The 15,895-nt window shown below is 72.8% G+C and carries 18 protein-coding genes; 10 read left to right on the forward strand and 8 right to left on the reverse strand.

Features of this window, described 5'->3' with window-relative positions:
- Positions 1–142 precede the first annotated feature (142 nt).
- Positions 143–382 (forward strand): DUF2188 domain-containing protein, encoded by a 240-nt coding sequence (locus ACZ6ZI_RS15100; RefSeq protein ID WP_469520239.1) that lies wholly within the window; start codon positions 143–145, stop codon positions 380–382.
- A gap of 4 nt (positions 383–386) precedes the next feature.
- A complete protein-coding gene (locus ACZ6ZI_RS15105) occupies positions 387–563 on the forward strand; it encodes a hypothetical protein (RefSeq protein ID WP_469520242.1) in 177 nt (58 codons plus the stop codon).
- Between the two features lie 876 nt (positions 564–1,439).
- Here the strand turns inward: ACZ6ZI_RS15105 and ACZ6ZI_RS15110 are convergent.
- Positions 1,440–2,183, reverse strand: coding sequence for an HNH endonuclease (locus ACZ6ZI_RS15110; protein WP_469520245.1), 744 nt, complete (start codon positions 2,181–2,183; stop codon positions 1,440–1,442).
- On the reverse strand, positions 2,138–2,689 hold the full coding sequence (locus ACZ6ZI_RS15115) for a hypothetical protein (protein WP_469520248.1): 552 nt from the start codon (positions 2,687–2,689) through the stop codon (positions 2,138–2,140). Before ACZ6ZI_RS15115 ends, ACZ6ZI_RS15110 begins: the two co-directional genes overlap by 46 nt.
- Before the next feature lie 365 nt (positions 2,690–3,054).
- Between ACZ6ZI_RS15115 and ACZ6ZI_RS15120 the strand changes: the two genes are divergently transcribed.
- Complete coding sequence (locus tag ACZ6ZI_RS15120; RefSeq protein ID WP_363053291.1) at positions 3,055–4,041, forward strand: XdhC family protein; 987 nt, start codon at positions 3,055–3,057, stop codon at positions 4,039–4,041.
- A gap of 151 nt (positions 4,042–4,192) precedes the next feature.
- Positions 4,193–4,597 carry a DUF6479 family protein gene (locus tag ACZ6ZI_RS15125; RefSeq protein WP_363053290.1) on the forward strand — a complete coding sequence of 135 codons (405 nt, stop codon included), beginning with the start codon at positions 4,193–4,195 and terminating at the stop codon, positions 4,595–4,597.
- 79 nt (positions 4,598–4,676) lie between these two features.
- Here the strand turns inward: ACZ6ZI_RS15125 and ACZ6ZI_RS15130 are convergent, their stop codons facing one another.
- Together ACZ6ZI_RS15130 and ligD are read right to left on the reverse strand one after the other, a co-directional pair.
- A complete protein-coding gene (locus tag ACZ6ZI_RS15130) occupies positions 4,677–5,633 on the reverse strand; it encodes an ATP-dependent DNA ligase (protein ID WP_469520254.1) in 957 nt (318 codons plus the stop codon).
- Complete coding sequence (gene ligD, locus ACZ6ZI_RS15135; protein WP_469520257.1) at positions 5,630–6,514, reverse strand: non-homologous end-joining DNA ligase; 885 nt, start codon at positions 6,512–6,514, stop codon at positions 5,630–5,632. Before ligD ends, ACZ6ZI_RS15130 begins: the two co-directional genes overlap by 4 nt.
- Positions 6,515–6,545: 31 nt before the next feature.
- Here ligD and ku point away from each other — a divergent pair, with 31 nt between their 5' ends.
- Entirely contained in the window at positions 6,546–7,781 is a 1,236-nt protein-coding gene (gene ku, locus ACZ6ZI_RS15140) for a non-homologous end joining protein Ku (RefSeq protein WP_469520260.1), read from the forward strand.
- Positions 7,782–7,853: 72 nt separating this feature from the next.
- Here the strand turns inward: ku and ACZ6ZI_RS15145 are convergent, their stop codons facing one another.
- Positions 7,854–8,654: a nuclease-related domain-containing protein gene (locus tag ACZ6ZI_RS15145; protein WP_469520263.1), complete on the reverse strand. Its 801-nt coding sequence runs from the start codon at positions 8,652–8,654 to the stop codon at positions 7,854–7,856.
- A gap of 196 nt (positions 8,655–8,850) precedes the next feature.
- Here ACZ6ZI_RS15145 and ACZ6ZI_RS15150 point away from each other — a divergent pair, with 196 nt between their 5' ends.
- The 3 genes from ACZ6ZI_RS15150 to ACZ6ZI_RS15160 all read left to right on the forward strand — a co-directional run bounded on the left by ACZ6ZI_RS15150 (position 8,851) and on the right by ACZ6ZI_RS15160 (position 11,571).
- A complete protein-coding gene (locus ACZ6ZI_RS15150) occupies positions 8,851–9,444 on the forward strand; it encodes a hypothetical protein (protein WP_469520267.1) in 594 nt (197 codons plus the stop codon).
- A 175-nt stretch (positions 9,445–9,619) separates the two neighbouring features.
- Positions 9,620–10,345 carry a hypothetical protein gene (locus ACZ6ZI_RS15155; protein WP_469520269.1) on the forward strand — a complete coding sequence of 242 codons (726 nt, stop codon included), beginning with the start codon at positions 9,620–9,622 and terminating at the stop codon, positions 10,343–10,345.
- Positions 10,342–11,571, forward strand: a complete 1,230-nt coding sequence (locus ACZ6ZI_RS15160) for an ATP-binding protein (RefSeq protein WP_469520272.1) — start codon at positions 10,342–10,344, stop codon at positions 11,569–11,571. The genes ACZ6ZI_RS15155 and ACZ6ZI_RS15160 overlap by 4 nt, the downstream gene beginning before the upstream one ends.
- Positions 11,572–11,716: 145 nt before the next feature.
- Here ACZ6ZI_RS15160 and ACZ6ZI_RS15165 read toward each other — a convergent pair whose 3' ends face one another.
- The 3 genes from ACZ6ZI_RS15165 to ACZ6ZI_RS15175 are packed head-to-tail and all read right to left on the reverse strand — an operon-like array spanning position 11,717 to position 13,689.
- The gene (locus ACZ6ZI_RS15165; RefSeq protein ID WP_469520276.1) at positions 11,717–12,013 is read right to left on the reverse strand and encodes a hypothetical protein; all 297 of its coding nucleotides are present in this window, start codon (positions 12,011–12,013) and stop codon (positions 11,717–11,719) included.
- 10 nt (positions 12,014–12,023) lie between these two features.
- Positions 12,024–12,737, reverse strand: coding sequence for a TetR/AcrR family transcriptional regulator (locus ACZ6ZI_RS15170; RefSeq protein WP_469520279.1), 714 nt, complete (start codon positions 12,735–12,737; stop codon positions 12,024–12,026).
- Positions 12,738–12,759: 22 nt separating this feature from the next.
- Positions 12,760–13,689 (reverse strand): AurF N-oxygenase family protein, encoded by a 930-nt coding sequence (locus ACZ6ZI_RS15175; protein WP_469520282.1) that lies wholly within the window; start codon positions 13,687–13,689, stop codon positions 12,760–12,762.
- A gap of 168 nt (positions 13,690–13,857) precedes the next feature.
- On the opposite strand from ACZ6ZI_RS15175, the gene ACZ6ZI_RS15180 reads away from it, so the two are divergent.
- Both ACZ6ZI_RS15180 and ACZ6ZI_RS15185 read left to right on the forward strand, forming a co-directional pair.
- Positions 13,858–14,985, forward strand: a complete 1,128-nt coding sequence (locus tag ACZ6ZI_RS15180) for a ferritin-like domain-containing protein (RefSeq protein ID WP_469520285.1) — start codon at positions 13,858–13,860, stop codon at positions 14,983–14,985.
- A gap of 116 nt (positions 14,986–15,101) precedes the next feature.
- Positions 15,102–15,848, forward strand: a complete 747-nt coding sequence (locus ACZ6ZI_RS15185; RefSeq protein ID WP_469520288.1) for a LamG domain-containing protein — start codon at positions 15,102–15,104, stop codon at positions 15,846–15,848.
- Positions 15,849–15,895 lie beyond the last annotated feature (47 nt).

Below are 15,895 nucleotides of genomic sequence, written 5' to 3' on the forward strand. Positions count from 1 at the left end.
AAGAGGCCCCATCGGGCCCGACTTGAGGTCGGACACAGGCAATGGGGCCTGATGCGTTGGTCGCGCCATCGGACCCTACAGCCCTGGCTTGGAACGTCCAAGACTGCGGTGCCGAGTGCCTGACCTCGGAAACGGAACTACCATGTCAGGCAAGCCCAACGTGCGGGACATATCACCCCACGACGACGGCTGGTCCATCTCGAAGCCAGGCTCCGAACGCGCCAGCGCCGTCCTGCCTACCCAGGCCGCTGCGATCGCACGGGCCAAGGAGATCCTCGCCAACGACGGTGGTGGCGAACTGCGTATCCGGGGCACCAATGGACAGGTACGCGAACAGAACACCGTCGCACCGGCCCGCGATCCGCGCAGCTCGAAGGGCTGATCCCATGCCCAAGTATGTGGTCAACAAAGGATACGGAGACGTTCGGGAAGTCGAAGCCCAGTCGTTCTCGACTGTCGGCGAGTTCGTCGACTTCCACGGCCCATTCAACGGCGATGACGCACCCGTCGTCCTCCGCGTCCGAGCCGATCGAGTGTTCACGATCGAACTCGACCAGTCCTAACCCGTGCCAGACCCGTGCCAGGTAGGGCGGGGAACCACGGACATTGGCGGGCGTCGGAACGGGCCGGAGGGCTCGGGCCGGCGCCCGTTTCCGCAGTTCACATGGCATTTCCGGTGTCGAGGAACGATGATTCCCAAGTTCATGGCGTTCCGCGCTACGGGCGGGTGTGCGCCCCTGCGCTTCGTTCGGCCCGCTGTGCGCCCTCTGCACGTACCACCGCCTGCACCATCGTCGTGGTGCAGACAGTGAGGGTAATCAGAGGGGGGACGAGATGACGCAACCTCTGTGCGGGGCGGCGACGCAGGACGGTCGCCGCTGCCGAAGCAAGGCGATCATCGGAAGCGGGCAGTGCTCGAAGCATCAAGGAGCCTGGACCTCTTACGGTGTGGCCCAGCGGAAGAAGAAGGAAGCTGAAGCGAAGATGCGGAAGCTGCGGAAGAAGAAGTGAACTCGCCCGGCCTATTCATGGACCGCTGGGGCTCTCTATGACCATCCTGGGCATCTGACCTGGTGAAACAGGTGAGACGCACGGGGCCTCCGGAGCCGTGTGCGCAGGTTCGAATCCTGCCGGGGGCACTTCGCAGGTTGCCCAAAGACCCCGCCGTCAGCGAGTTCGCTGAGACGGGGTCTTCGCGTATGCGCAGTCGGTGACTTCAGGCCGTGCCGGGCGACGGCGCGGTCTGCTCCGCCTTCCGGAGGTTCAAGGCTCCGACGGTGCATGTGCGTGTGGTCCGTGTCGTGCTGCCGAGGGAGCAACGTGGCGCCCTCCTCCGTAGGCCGGCGCAGGGCCGCGTCGAGCCGGCGACGCGGCCCTCCCGGGTCTTCGGAATCGAGCTCGTCCTTGAGCATCGTTCCCGGGGCCACCGTGAGAAGGGCTCAGCGCTGCACGAGGGTGTCCCTGCCGCACAGGGCGCGGTGGTAGCGGAGGTGGGCTTCGCGGATCGGGTGGGCGGGGTGTCGGTGGAGTTCGCCCTCGCGGCTGTTGTCGGTGGTCCGGCGCACCACGTCGTCGGGGTCGACGTAGAGGGCCAGGGCGTCGAACTGGACGTGGTGGTTGGGGCACAGCACAAGGAGGTTGGACAGTTCGTCGGGGCCGTCGTGGGGTCGGCCGAGGCCCCGGATGTGGGCGGCCTCGCTGTACGTTCCGAACCTCGTCGGCAGTTGGAGGCGGCAGATCTGACAGCGGTCCTCGTGCAGTTGCTTCACCCTGGCCGCCAGGACCCGGTCGCGGACGATGCCGGAGCCGCCGGTCGTGCGCCGTGCGGCGGGGCCCGGCTCGGCTTCCGGGTCCTCGTCCTCCAGGAAGCCGCTCGCGCTGGCGTGGCCGGCCAGGCCCAGCCGCGCGAGCAGGTGGTGCTGGTCGACGTCGGCGAGGTAGGTCTCGCGCAGGACGGCCACCGCCTCGGACCGGACGAACGGGTCGGCCAGCAGTCGGGCCACCCGCTCGGTCAACCCGCCCTCGGGGTTGAGCCGGTCGAACACGGCGGCATGGGACGTGGGCACCTGCTCGGGCGTGACGCCGTGCACGGTCCAGAGCGGACTCTTCCGCAGGTACCAGAACGGGTACTCGGGGGTCACGGCCGACTCGGGCAGGCCGAACTCGGCGAGCAGCCCTCCCACCTCCTCGCGGAACTGCCGCCACGGTCGCCGTCCGCGCTCAGGTCCAGGAGGGTGAGCTCGTAACGGTGGTTGGGGAAGGCTCGTCCCCTGAGTTGCTGTTCGACCCGCTCACAGTTCTCGATGACCGCCACGCCGCAGAACTCGACGTACCCCTTGTCGGTCCCGTTGCGTGAGACGGCCTTGAACACCAGTAGGGGAGCGGCCAGTTCGCGCATCGCGGCGGTCGACGCCCGGTGCCCGTCCAGTTCCCCGAGGAGCACCTTGTTGCCCGGGGTGGCGCCCAAGGGGACCGTGTGGTCGACCCGGTGGTCCCCGTAGTAGCTCATGCGCCCGTTGGCCAGGTCGAAGTCGTCGTGCCAGGGAGTCTCGGCAGATCCCGCCTTCCACGGGCTGGAGCGGATCAGGACGGCCGGACGGCGCTCCCGGCCGTTCGCCGTCTTGATCGCGGCGAGCGGATTGATGCCCTTGCTCAGCTGGATCTGCGCGAGGGACCGGGAGGCGGTCACGTGGTGGATGTTCGGGTGGCCGTCGATGAGGACCGTCGAAGGATCCCTGTTCCGGCCGGATCGCAGTACCTCACCGACACGCAATGCGCTTCCCAACGGGCCTCCCCCTCCGCCTCTTCCCTTGCGCGTCCATCCTGCCAGGCGGGTGATCGTCGGGCGTTCGAACCGCCTCCTGCCCGGCTGCCGCGCGCAGGGTTCGCGCGGCTCAGGTTCCGGTGGTCCGTACGAGGGGGGTGGGGCGGGGTCTGTGGGATTGGGGGGTGGGTGGGGGGCGGGGGCGTGCGTAGGGTGGAAGGTCAGGCCGCATCGTGCCGTTGACCAGGCGCTTTGCGGGGAGACAGCGTGACCGGGATGGGGCGACGAGGATGCGTGAGCTGGCGGAGACGGCACGGCGTTGGGTGGCCGAGGGGCGGGTGGCGTTCCTGGCGCGGCCGGTGACCGAGTCGGGGTTCGGGCCGCGGGATCCCGCCGGGGCCGTGCTCGTGGACGCGGGCGGGGAGTGTGTCGGGGCCCTGTACCGGGGTGTCTTCGACGCCGAACTCGTCGCCGAGGCCGGGGCCTTGGAGGGGGCCGGCCGGGACGGGGCGCGGGTGTGCGAGGTGTCCGTGGGGCGGGCCGAGGCCGAGGAGGCGCGGCTGACGTGCGGGGGTCAGGCGGAGGTGTTGCTCCAGCCGCTGTCGGCGGTTCCGGCGGAGTGGTGGGAGCTGCTCGGCTCGGGGGCCGGGGTGGCGCTCGTGACCCGGCTCGGGGAGGGTGCGGACACCGCCGTGAGCGAGGTCGTACGGGCCGGGGAGCCGGCGGCGGACGACGCCGCGCGGCGGGCCGGGGAGCTGCTCGGGACGCGGCGGCCCGGTCGGGACGCGCTGTACGGGGGTTCCGGGCTGGTGCTCGTGGAGGCGTATCCGTCGGCCCCGTACGTGGTCATCGGCGGCGGCGGTGAGCTGGCGCGGGTGATCGCGCGGCAGGCGGAGCTGCTGGGGTGGGAGGCGGTGGCCGTGGAGGACGCCGTCGAGGCCGAGAAGGTACTCGGGGCGCACCGGGACGCGGCCTGCCTGGTGATGTTGAGCCACGAGGAGGACTTCGACGTGCCGACCTTGCGGACGGCGCTCGCGCTGGAGGTGCCGTACGTGGGGGCGCTCGGCTCGCGGCGGACCACGGCGCGGCGCACCGACGGGCTGGTGGCGGCCGGTGTGACGGGTTCGGAGCTGGCCCGGGTGCACGGCCCGATCGGGCTGGACCTGGGGGCGAAGACGCCTGCGGAGACGGCGCTCGCGATCTGTGCGGAGATCCTCGGGGTGCTCGGTGGCAAGGAGGGTCCGGGGCTGCGGGATTCGGACGGTCCGCTGAGGTAGTTGCTCCGTTCGGGGTGGTGTCGGCCCCGCGTCCGCGGCCCGTCGTGCGCCGCGGGGGCGGGGCCGAGGCCGTTCGGGGGCGGCCCGCCGGGGCGGGGTTCGGGGTGGCCGAGTGGCGCATATCTCATCAAAGTGCGGGAAAATGGGGCGTATGAACACGACCCTGACCTACATCGCGCTGGACAGGATCCTGACCGACATCGCGTGGTTCCTGGTGGTCGGAATCATCGTGGCCGGATTCCTCCTCGGGGGGTTCAAGCTGGGCCAGCGCGTGCGGGCGAAGGAGCCGCCGCCCCCCACCGCCGAGAGCCAGCCGCACCTGCCGGAAGGCGGTGCGGTGTACGAGGTGCGCGAGGAGCGCGAGCACGTCGAGATCCCCGAGGGCGGACTGCGGCCGCACGAGATGCAGGGTTACGGGAACTTCGGGTCCCGCACGCACAGCCACCAGGACGAGGCCCGCGCCGAGCGCGAATCGGGCTACGAGCACCCCCAGGGCCCCGGCCCCCACCCCCAGCCCGGCGCTCCCCCGGACGCGGGACGCGGCGCCCACTCCTGACGGACCCCGACCGAAGCCGTCCCGCGGCCCGCGCCCCCGGCGCGGGCCGCGGGCGTGTCAGAGGTCCGTCAGAGATCCGTCAGAGGTCCGTCCGAAGCCGGAGCACCTCCGGCGGCGGGTGGCGGGTCGAGGCCTGGCGGATCTCGGCGGCCAGGGGCGGGTCCAGCGGCCGGAAGGGCAGCTCCCCGAAGCCGATCGCGACGATCGTGGCCGTCGGGGCGGAACCGCCCGCGGGGCCGCCCGCCGCTTCCCCGCCCGCCTCATCGCCGGCGGACTCGCGCGCCGCCAGAGCCGCCACCAGCTCCGCCCGCAGCCCGGCCGACAGCGGGCTCGACACCAGCGGGGTGTCGTCCTCCGTCCCGGCCGGCACCAGGACGAGCGCCAGCGGGCGGCGCGGGGTCCCGGTGTAGCCGACCACCGCCGCGTCGCGGACGTCGGTGTGGCGCAGCTTGCGCCAGACGCGACGCCCGGTCGGGTACGCCTGGTCGAGCCGCTTCACGACCAGGCCCTCGATGCCGCTGGCGGGCAGGGTCTCGTACCAGGTCTCGGCGAGTTCGGGGTCGGTGGTCATCGGGACGGGCTGGAGCGGCGGGCCGAGCGGGAGCAGCAGGTCGACGAGGAGGGCCCGGCGGCGTTCGTACGGGCGCCCGCGGACGTCCACCCCGGCCAGTTCGAGCACGTCGAAGGCCGCGTACGAGGCGGGCAGGCTCTGCGCGAGCACGGCCGCCCGGGTGGTGGTCGCCGCGGCGGCCCGGCGCTGGACCAGGGCGAAGTCGGTGCGCCCGGCGTGCCAGACGACCACCTCGCCGTCCAGCACGGTCCCGGCGGGCAGCCTGCGGGCGGCCGCGGCCAGGTCGGGGAAGGCGCCGGTGACGATCCGCCCGGAGCGGGCCTGGAGGACGACGTCCTCGGCGGTGCGCCGGATGACGAGGCGGTGGCCGTCGAACTTGGGCTCGTACGCCAGACCCGCCTCGCGCGGCAGGCTCCGCACGGCGACCGCGAGGGCGACGCGGATCGCCGGGCCGGTGGTGGTCACGGCAGCCTCCCGGCCCGGTCGGGGTCGTTCAGCGGGGCGAGGAGGTCCCCGTCGGCGGCGAGCCGGGGCGGAATGTCCTCGGCGAGGAACACCAGGTCGGAGGGGGTCCGGCAGGCGGTGACCTCCGCCCAGGAGACGGGTGCGGAGACGGTCGGCAGGGCACGGGCCCGCAGGGTGTAGGGGGCGGCGGTGGTCTTGGCGGCGGCGTTCTGGCTGTGGTCGACGAAGACCTTGCCGGGGCGCAGCGCCTTGGCCATCCGGTGCGTGACGAGCTCGGGCATCACCCGTTCGGCCTCCTGGGCGAGGTCCTTCGCGTACGCCGACACCCGCTCGGAGGGGGTCGGCTCGATGGCGACGGCCAGGTGGAGTCCCTTGGAGCCGGAGGTCTTGGCGTGGGCCTCCAGGCCGTCGGCGGCGAGGCGCTCGCGCAGCCAGAGGGCCGCGTCGCGGCATTCGACGACGCCGGCGGGCTCGCCGGGATCGAGGTCGAAGACGATGCGGTCGGCGACGGCGGGGGCGGAGGCCCGCCACTGGGGGGTGTGGAACTCCACGACGAGGTTCGCGGCCCACATCAGGCTCGGGAGGTCGTCGACGACCACCTGTTCGGCCCGGGGGTCGTCGGAGCGTGGCACCGGGGTCCGCCTCACCCAGTCGGGCGTACCGGGCGGCGGGTTCTTGGTGAAGAACAGCTGTCCGTCCGGGCCGTCCGGGTAGCGCAGGAAGGAGACCGGGCGGTCGCGGACGTGGGCGAGGAGGGCGTCCGCGACGGTCGCGTAGTAGTGCAGGACCTCGCCCTTGGTGAAGCCGGTCCGGGGGTACAGGACCTTGTCCAGGTTGCTGAGGGCGAGGCGACGCCCCTCCACCGTGGTGATCGGCGTCATACGATGAGATTGCCACGAATCAGGAGGAACCGTGCGATCCATTTGGAACGGGGCGATCTCCTTCGGCTTGGTCAGCATTCCGATCAAGCTCGTGAACGCCACCGAGAGCCACTCGATCTCCTTCCGTCAGATCCACGTGACGGACGGGGGCCGCGTCCGGTACCGCAAGGTGTGCGAGCTGGACGGCGAGGAGGTGCCCGGCGCCGAGATCGGCAAGGGGTACGAGGAGGCGGACGGGTCGATCATCCCGATCACGGACGAGGACCTGGCGCGGCTGCCGATCGCCACGGCGAAGACGATCGAGATCGTGTCCTTCGTCCCGGCGGACGAGATCGATCCGCTCCAGATGGACGCGGCGTACTACCTCGCGGCGAACGGGGCGACGGCGGCGAAGCCGTACACGCTGCTGCGGGAGGCGCTGAAGCGGAGCCGGAAGGTGGCCATCGCGAAGTTCGCGCTGCGCGGGCGGGAGCGGCTGGGGATGCTGCGGGTCGTCGGTGACGTGATCGCGATGCACGGACTGCTGTGGCCGGACGAGATCCGCGAGCCGGAGGGGGTGGCGCCGGAGGCGACGGTGTCGGTGCGGGACGCCGAACTGGACCTGGCGGACGCCCTGATGGCCACGCTCGGCGAGGTGGAGATGGCCTCGCTGCACGACGACTACCGCGAGGCCGTGGAGTCCATGATCGAGGCGAAGTCGAGCGGGGCGTTCGAGCCGGCGGAGGCGGTGGTGGAGCCGGCCGGCGGCAAGGTGATCGACCTGATGGCGGCGCTGGAGAGCAGCGTGCGGGCGGCGCGGGCCTCGCGGGGCGAGCCGACCCCGGACGACGGGGAGGAGCGCGAGGCGGAGGTGACGCCGATCCGCCGCGGGGCGAGGAAGACGGCCTCGACCTCGACGCCCAAGGCGGTGGGCGGCAAGAAGACGACGGCGTCGGGCGCGCGCGGGACGGCCGGGGCTGCGGCCGGCGCGCCGAAGAAGAGCACCAGCCGGTCGGCGGCCTCGAAGACGACTCCGGCGAAGACGACGGCCACGAAGACGACGAAGACGACGGCCGCGAAGAGCGCGGGCACCAGGGCCGGCTCCGCCGGGGCGGGGACCTCGAAGTCGACCGCGGCCAAGGCCTCCTCCCGCGGGTCCGCCGGCGCGAAGTCGACGGCCTCCGGGTCGACTTCGAAAGCGACGTCGAGGTCGGCGGCGACCTCCGCGAAGAAGACGACGGCCGCGGCGGCGAAGAAGGCGGCGCCCCGCAAGCGCAGTTCGGCCTGAGCCTGGCGCCTTCCGATGCCGGGTCAGGCCCGGGTCCGGGTCGGGTCAGGCCCGGGTCGGGCCGGGTCCGGGTCAGGTCCAGGTCGGGCGGGTGCGGGCCAGCGTGAACAGGGCGTCGACGTCCGGGAGTTTGAGGGAGCGCGGGATCGCCCTCAGGGTGGTCGCGGCGGTCGGCGGCTGGAGGATCAGGATGTCCCGGACGGTCGGGGCCACCTCCACCCGGGAGGCGTCGGTCAGGGCCAGGACGGGGGTCACCGGGGCGGTCAACAGCCGGGCCGCGCAGGCGGCGGCGCGGCGGATCCAGCGGGGGTCCGGGCTCGGGTCGGCGCGGCCCACCGTGAGCAGCAGGTCTCCGACGTGGGCGCGCCGGCGGCGACCCGGGACGGTGCGGACGGCGAGCACCCCGGACGGGCCGACGAGCAGGTGGTCCAGGAGTCCGAGCCCGGGCAGCGGGACGTCGTGCAGGGCCCGCCAGTCGGGGGACTCCCGTTCCAGGGCGTCGAGTTCGGCCCCCACCCGTTGCCGCGCCAGGAGGTCCTGGCGGATCCGGTGGCGGGCCCGGCCGCCCGGGGCGCCGTAGGCGAGTTCGCCGATCAGGGTCTCCCCCGGCCGGTTCGGGGCCAGGTCCTCGTCGGGCGGCAGGACGAGCATGCGCAGCTCGGCGGCGGTGGGGACGGGCGGCGGGCCCATGGTCCAGCCGCCGGTGAGGTACGGGCGCAGGGCGGCCAGCACCGCCTCGCGCTGGTCTTCGGACAGTACGCTGATCCGGTTGGCCGGGCGGTCGTACCAGGCCACCGCCTGCCCGTCGGCCCGGTTGACGTAGAGCCTGCCGCGGCCGGGCCGGCCGCTCGGAAGCACCTTGAGTCCACGCATCGGCGTCACCCCCGCCGTCCATGGGAGCAGGCGCCGCCGCGCGCGGCAATCCCTCGGTTGTGTAACGACTCCGTCGGCTCGCTGCTGCCTCGCTGTTACAAGGTCACGGTCATACCGCAACGGCGGGCCCCTACGTTGGTGCCCTCAGGACCCGCTCGATCCTCCGGGTCCTCCTGCCCCGTGTCGAAGGAAGCCCGTGAACACCGTCAGCCGCCGCACCCTCGTTCGCGCCACCGCCGTGACCGCCTGCGCCGCCGGTCTGCTGGCCCTGCCCACCGCCGCGGCCGCCGCCGACGCCGTTCCGGCCACCTCCACCTCGGCCGTGCAGCGGACCCTGGTCAAGAGCGTCGCCCTGGCCGACGGCCGCTCCACGGCGCGGGTGTACCGGATCGCGAAGAACGCCTTCCAGGCCGACATCCTGCGCTCGGGCACCACCGTCGCCACCCTGACCAGCCGCGACGGGTTCACCGGTTTCGGGAACACCGGCGAGCTGCACGCCGCGCTGCGGCCCGACGGCCGGCTCTCCTCGTGGGTCGGCGACACCGGCCCCGAGGACGGCTCGCACCTGGTGGCCGGCGACGGGCACAAGACCGGCACGCGGGGCGGTACCCACGTCACCCCCGTCTCCGACCGGGGCCCGGTCGGGACCGCCGACACCCTGCGGCTGAACACCCTGGCCGACGGTCCGGGCGAGGGCGTGCTGCTGCTCGCCGCGGGCGGCGGCATCGCGGCGATCGGGGCCGCCGGGCTGGGCTTCGCGATGCTGCGGCGCGGGCGTACGGAGGGCTGAGGCACCCCCTCCGAGGCGGGTGCGGTGCGGCCCGGACCCGTGCGGGCGCGGGGGCGGCGGGGACGGCCGTACGGGCAAAAGGTGCGTAGGTCTGCATAAGGTTGGTCGAACCCGACCGCCACCGCGGGCCGCCCGTACCGCGCGGCCCGCACCGCCCGAAGGAGGCCACCCCGCCGTGGACGAGCGCCTGCCGCGCGCGTGCGCCGCCCTGCTGCTGCCCCTCGCGGCGGTGGTGGCGACGGCCGGGTGCGGGGACACCGGCGGGCTGGCCGCCGCCGGGCCGACCCCGACGGCGAGCGGTCCCGTGCACCTGTGGCCGGAGCGGCGCGGGGCGGACGTACCGCCCGCCGATCCGGGGGGCGCCCCGCCCGAGTACGTACGGGGACTGCCGCCGGTGCGCGACCAGGACGTGCACGGCGTCGATCCGGTGGCGCTGGTGCGGGCGGAGCTGGACGCGCACCCGGACATCTCCGTGGGGCCGGACGGGATGCCGCGCGAGACGGCGGACGCGATCAGGGGGTGCGGGACGGCGGGGCGGGCACCGGGGGCGTGCCCGGTGCTGAAGCCGTACTACCGGGACCTGACGGGGAACGGCAGGGACGAGCTGGTCGTCGGGATCGAGCTGCCCGACCGGATGATGTCCGTACGGGCCTACACGGCGGACGCCGACGGCCGGCTGAACCGGATCATGGCGACGACCGAGACGGTGGTCTCCGTGGAGCTGGCCGGGCGGGACGTGGTCCTGCGCGTGCCGAGCGGGAATCCGGGTTACGCGCTGATCACCGCCTGGTCGTGGGACGCGCGGCAGCGGACGATGCTGCCCACGCGCGAGCAGATCGTGCGCGTGCCCGGTCCGGGCGCCTCGGCGACGACCGCGCCCTCCGGCGCGGGAGCGCCGTGAGACCTCGACTGCCGGCGTGGACGGCCACGCTGACCTGGAAGTCCGCGTGTTTCATCGTGGTGATGTGCTGTTCGCTGGCGGCGGTGCTGGGCGCGTTGGTGCACGTGGAGGTGACCCGGCAGACGGTGGCGACGGCCCGCGACAAGGCGTTGGGCAGGCTGCACGACGCCTCGCGCGCCTACGAGGCCGGGGAGGCGCTCCCGCCGGACGCGGGGGTCGACCCGGCGGGGCTGCCGCCGCAGCTGCGGGCCCTGGCGGTGCGCGGCGGGCAGCGCGGCACGGTCGTGGCGGAGTACCGGGGACGGTCGTTGATGTGGGCCGCCGCCCCGGCGGACGGGCGGGCGCTGGCGGTGGCCGTGGACTACGGGCAGAGCGCGCGGACGATCCGGGGGCTGGACAACGCGATCATCTGGTCGTCGGTGCTGGCGATCGGGGGGACGCTGCTCATGGGGGCGTTCGCGGTGACCCGGGTGACGCGGCGCCTGCACCAGACGGCGACGGTCGCGCGGCGGATCAGCCAGGGTGACCTGGACGCGCGGGTCGGGGACCCGCGGACGAAGGACCCCGCGCGGCGCCAGGACGAGGTGTCGACGGTCGCGGGGGCGTTGGACACGATGGCGGGGACGCTCCAGGGGAAGCTGCTGAGCGAGCAGCGGTTCACGGCGGACGTGGCGCACGAGCTGCGGACGCCGCTCACGGGTCTGCAGGCCGCTTCGGAGCTGCTGCCCGACGGGCGGCCGACGGAGCTGGTGCGCGAGCGGGTGCGGACGATGCGGCAGCTGACGGAGGACCTGCTGGAGATCTCCCGGCTGGATTCCGGCAGCGAGGTGATGGAGACGGACCTGCACCAGCTGGAGCGGCTGGTGCGCCGGGTGGTGCGGGCGTCGGGGACGGACACGGCGGTGGTGGTCCTGCGGGACGCGCACGTGGAGACGGACCGGCGGCGGTTGGAGCGGGTGCTGGGGAACCTGGTGGCCAACGCCCACAAGCACGGGCGGGTGCCGGTGGTGGTGACGGTGGACGGGCCGGTGGTGTCCGTGCGCGACCACGGCGACGGGTTCCCCGAGTACCTGGTCGCGCGCGGGCCGCAGCGGTTCCGCAGCGGGGGCAAGGGGCACGGGCTGGGGCTGACGATCGCGGTGGGGCAGGCGCGGGCCATCGGGGCGCGGCTGGAGTTCCGCGAGGCCGAGGGGGGCGGGGCGGAGGCGGTGCTGCGCCTGCCGTAGGGCCGGCGGCCCGCTCGACGTGGTGCTCCCGGGGCGCCGGCGCCCCCGGTCGGCCTACGGATCCCGGGGCGCGGCCCTCGTACGGGTCTCCCCCGGGCCCGACCGGCCGTCCGACGGGGCCGCCGGACGCGGCCGGGTGCCCCGGTCAGTCCTGCGGGGGCTGCGGGGACTGCGAGGGCTTCGGGGGCTTCGTCCAGGGCCAGCGCGGGCGGGGCTTCACGCCCGTCGGGGAGTAGGCGTACTTCCAGCCCTTCTGGAGGTGCAGCAGCTTGGTGTAGCCGGCCGGGACGCGCTCGTAGAGCAGGACCGTCGCGGGGCCGCCGTCCGGGGACGGGACGGGGATCTCGTACCACTTCGGCGGGTGTCCGGTCGGGCCGACGAGGATCGGCAGGACCCTGCCGTCCATCGGGCCCCCCTCGAAGGGGGTCGGTTCGCTTCTCACCCCACCAGTGTCACAGCAGGTGAGCGGCTTCGGAGACCACCGGGACCACGCGCCGGGCGAGGACGCCGACGGGGCCGTCGGCCGGTTCGAGCGCGAGCGCGGCGCGGGCGGTGGCCGCCGTCTGCGGGTCGGTGGCGGCGGTGGCGGTGAGGAGGGCGATGAACTGGTCGACGAGCCAGTCGCGCAGGGACGCGACCTCCGGCTGTTTGCCCTCGTCGATCCAGATCAGCGAGGCGGCCTCGACGGCCGTGATCCAGGTGCGGACCATCATCCGCAGGCGCGGACCCGGGGTGGGTACGCCGAGGTGGAGGAGGATCTGGTGCGCGGCGGCGCGGCGGATGCCGTCCACGGTCGCCGTGGTGCGGGAGGTCTCCACGACGCTGCCGCCCTGGAGGAGGGCGGCGAAGCCCGCGTCGTGTTCGTCCACGAAGGCCAGGTAGCGGTCCAGGGCGCGGGAGAGCCGTCGGGTGAGCGGGCCGGACTGGGGTTCGGCGAAGCAGAGTTCGAGCATGTCGGCGGCCGAGCGCAGGGCGGCCTCGTAGAGCTGTTGCTTGCCGCCGGGGAAGTAGCGGTAGACCAGCGGCCGGGACACCCCGGCGGCCTCCGCGACGTCGTCGAGGGAGACCTCCTCGGGTGCCCGGTGCGCGAACAACGTGAGTGCGGCGTCGAGGAGTTGGGCCCTACGCTCCTCGACGCCCAGTCTGCGGTAGGCCCGTACGGTCATGTCCGCAGCGTAGACGACACCTTCAGGCGAGGAGGCCGGACATCTGCCAGAGTCGGCGGCCGACTCCGCTGAGCACCCCGATGTCGTCGAGGAAGTCGGTGAGCCGCTTGGCGCCCGTCTGCATCACCTCGCGGCGGTGTCCGCTGGCCCTGACCTGGGCGACGGCCTCGCGCCGGTCGAGGCCGACGTTGTCGTAGACGGCCGGGTTGACGAAGGCGCGGGAGAAGACGCGGGCGGCCTCGCCGCAGCTGACGCGGGTGAGTTCGCGTTCCCAGCGGGGGGCGGTGAGCATCTGCCGGCGCAGTTCCTCGCGGGCGTAGCGGACGTGGCGGGCCTCTTCGATCACGTGGATGCGGGTGACGCCGCGCACCAGGGGCTGGATGCGCTCGTCGGGGAAGGTCAGGCGCTGCATCCAGTCGAGGACCTCCTCGCCGAGGAGGGTGCAGGCGAAGGAGCCGGGGGTGGTGGAGACCGTCTTGAGGACGCGGCCGAGGTTGTGGTGGACACGGGAGACGGGGTACTCGGGGGCTCCGTGGTGGCGGATCATGCGGGCGAACATCATCGAGTGCCGGCACTCGTCGGCGATCTCGGTGAGGGCGTAGCGGACGTGGTTGCTGGTCGCCGACTTGTCGTAGATGTGGCGGACGAGGAGCTGCATGAGGATGATCTCGAACCAGACGCCGAGCGAGCCGAGGGCGGCGGCCTCGTGGCGGGAGAGTTCGATGCGCTGTTCCTCGCCGAGCCCCTTCCACATCGGGGTGTCGTAGAGCGAGATCAGCTCGGGCGGCCAGTAGTACTTGCCGTCGATCGGCGGTGCGTCCCAGTCGAGTTCGGTGTCCGGGTCGAAGGAGTGTCTGGCCGAGGATTCGAGCAGTCGCTCGGCGACCTGTTCGCGGTCCTTGAGGAGGCCGAGGGCGTCCCTCAGCGCGGGTCGCTGCGTCACTGTCGTCATGGCTTCGGGCACCTCGCGTCTGGGTTACCGGCGGTCACCTCTTATGAGACTGCTTGTCAGCAAGGCCGTCAATCCCCCGCGCCCGACTTGTTGACCCCGCGTCTACCAACGTGTGACGCTGCCAACTGTCCAGTCCTGTACGGAAGTACGTGAGACCAGGAGGCGTCAGTGTCGACGCACGAGCTCTACACCGAGGACCCGGGCGAGGGCGTCTGGCGGATCCCCGCCTCCGGTTCGGCCCGCTTCAGCTGGGAGTACGACGGCGGCCGCGAACGGCTCCTCGCGCTGTACCAGAAGGGCAAGGACAAACAGTGGGACGGCGCCAAACGCATCGACTGGGACATCGAGGTCGACCCCTACGACCCGCTGGGCACCCCCGACGAGGTCCTCACCCTGTACGGGACGCGGCACTGGGCGAAGATGACGGAGAAGGACAAGGGCGAGCTGCGCCGGCACTACAGCGCCTGGAACTTCAGCCAGTTCCTGCACGGCGAGCAGGGCGCGATGGTGTGCGCGGCGCGCATCGTGGAGTCCGTTCCCGACCTCGACGCGAAGTTCTACTCCGCCACCCAGACGATGGACGAGGCCCGGCACGCGGAGATCTTCGGACGTTTCCTGCACGAGAAGGTCGGGATGCTCTACCCGGTCGACGACAACCTCAAGGAGCTGCTCGGCGACACCCTGCGCGACTCCCGCTGGGACATGCCCTACCTCGGCATGCAGGTGCTCATCGAGGGGCTGGCGCTGGCCGCGTTCGGCATGATCCGCGACACCACCGACAAGCCGCTGCCCCGACAGATCCTCGCCTACGTGATGCAGGACGAGGCCCGCCACGTGGCCTTCGGGCGGATGGCCCTGCGCGACTACTACCGGCAGCTGACGGACGCCGAGCTGCGCGAGCGCGAGGAGTTCGTGATCGAGGGCTGCCACCTGATGCGCGACCGGCTGCGCGGGGTGGAGGTCCTGGAGAACTTCGGGATCCCGCGGAAGGAGGCCGAGGAGTTCAGCGAGCGCTCCGACTTCCTGCGCCTGTTCCGCAAGCTGCTGTTCAGCCGGATCGTGCCGTGCGTGAAGGACATCGGCCTGTGGGGCGAGCGGTTGCAGAAGGCGTACCTGGAGATGGGGGTCTTCGACATGGGCGACTCCAACCTCGACCTGCTGATGAGCCAGGACGAGGAGATCGCCGAGAACCTCGACCGCGAGCGCTTCGCCGCCGAGGAGCGCGAGCGCGTGGCGGAGGTCGAGGCCGCCATCCGGCAGGGCGCGGGCGACGCGCCGGCCGAATCCGACACCTGAACGAGGCGACCGGCGCGGCGTGATCCCGTACGACACTGTGATCACTCGGGATTACTGTGATTACTCTCAGTGAGAACAGGACGTGTGGCGCGGCGCGGGGCGGGCATGCCAGAGGAATGGAACCGGAAGCACTTGGATGGCTGCGGCGCCTCACCCGGCGCCTTGTGACGGGTGGTGAGGGCGGGGGCGGCGTGCTGCCGCTGTTCGCCCCCCGCCGCGCTCCCGTCTTCACCGCCGACTTCTCCTCGCCGTCACAATGGGTGGCCGGCCGCTCGTGGGCCTATCCCGGCGGCGGCCCGGTCAACCCGGGCGACAACAAACTCGACCACCTCACCACCGACCCCGCCTACAGCCGTGGCGGTACCTTCCGCGCCACCCCGCGCCCCGACGGCAACTGGGACGCCGGGCTGCTCACCACCGAGGGCAGCGACGAGGGGTTCATGGTGCGCACGGGCGACGTGCTGGAGGCCCGGGTCCGCCTGCCCGTGGAGGTCGGGGCCTGGCCCGCGATCTGGACCTGGCGGGACGGCGGCCAGGAGATCGACGTCTTCGAGTACCACCCCGACAACCCCGACCTGCTGGAACTGTCCAACCACGTCCACGAGGCACACCGCTACCACCGCGACGCGAAGGTCCGGCCCGGCGGCTGGATCGACCTGAAGTGCGAGTTCGGCAGAAGGTCCGTGGTGTGGTGGCTGAACGGCGTCCGCGTCTTCGCCGACCGTCGCGGCGTGGGCCGCGGCTGGCACGCGTACCTCATCGTCAACCTGTCGGTGTCGGCCGGGCGTTACCACCCCTCGCCCGGGCCCGGGGTCGCCGAGATGTCCTACGAGGTGCGGGAGCTGCGCGTGTACCGGTCCTAGCTCGGATACGGCGGGCCGCCGCCCCGTGCGGTGCGATGCGGTCCGTG

The sequence above is a fragment of the Streptomyces sp. NPDC103540 genome (genome assembly GCF_055584445.1).

What these genes read in the sequence shown, in the direction of transcription:
- ACZ6ZI_RS15105 (WP_469520242.1), top strand. Translation starts at nt 387, where the DNA reads ATGCCCAAGTATGTGGTCAACAAAGGATACGGAGACGTTCGGGAAGTC.
- ACZ6ZI_RS15145 (WP_469520263.1), bottom strand. Translation starts at nt 8,654, where the DNA reads ATGCGTGGACTCAAGGTGCTTCCGAGCGGCCGGCCCGGCCGCGGCAGG.
- ACZ6ZI_RS15120 (WP_363053291.1), top strand. Translation starts at nt 3,055, where the DNA reads ATGCGTGAGCTGGCGGAGACGGCACGGCGTTGGGTGGCCGAGGGGCGG.
- ACZ6ZI_RS15185 (WP_469520288.1), top strand. Translation starts at nt 15,102, where the DNA reads ATGGAACCGGAAGCACTTGGATGGCTGCGGCGCCTCACCCGGCGCCTT.
- ACZ6ZI_RS15100 (WP_469520239.1), top strand. Translation starts at nt 143, where the DNA reads ATGTCAGGCAAGCCCAACGTGCGGGACATATCACCCCACGACGACGGC.
- ligD (WP_469520257.1), bottom strand. Translation starts at nt 6,514, where the DNA reads ATGACGCCGATCACCACGGTGGAGGGGCGTCGCCTCGCCCTCAGCAAC.
- ACZ6ZI_RS15170 (WP_469520279.1), bottom strand. Translation starts at nt 12,737, where the DNA reads ATGACCGTACGGGCCTACCGCAGACTGGGCGTCGAGGAGCGTAGGGCC.
- ACZ6ZI_RS15125 (WP_363053290.1), top strand. Translation starts at nt 4,193, where the DNA reads ATGAACACGACCCTGACCTACATCGCGCTGGACAGGATCCTGACCGAC.
- ACZ6ZI_RS15175 (WP_469520282.1), bottom strand. Translation starts at nt 13,689, where the DNA reads ATGACGACAGTGACGCAGCGACCCGCGCTGAGGGACGCCCTCGGCCTC.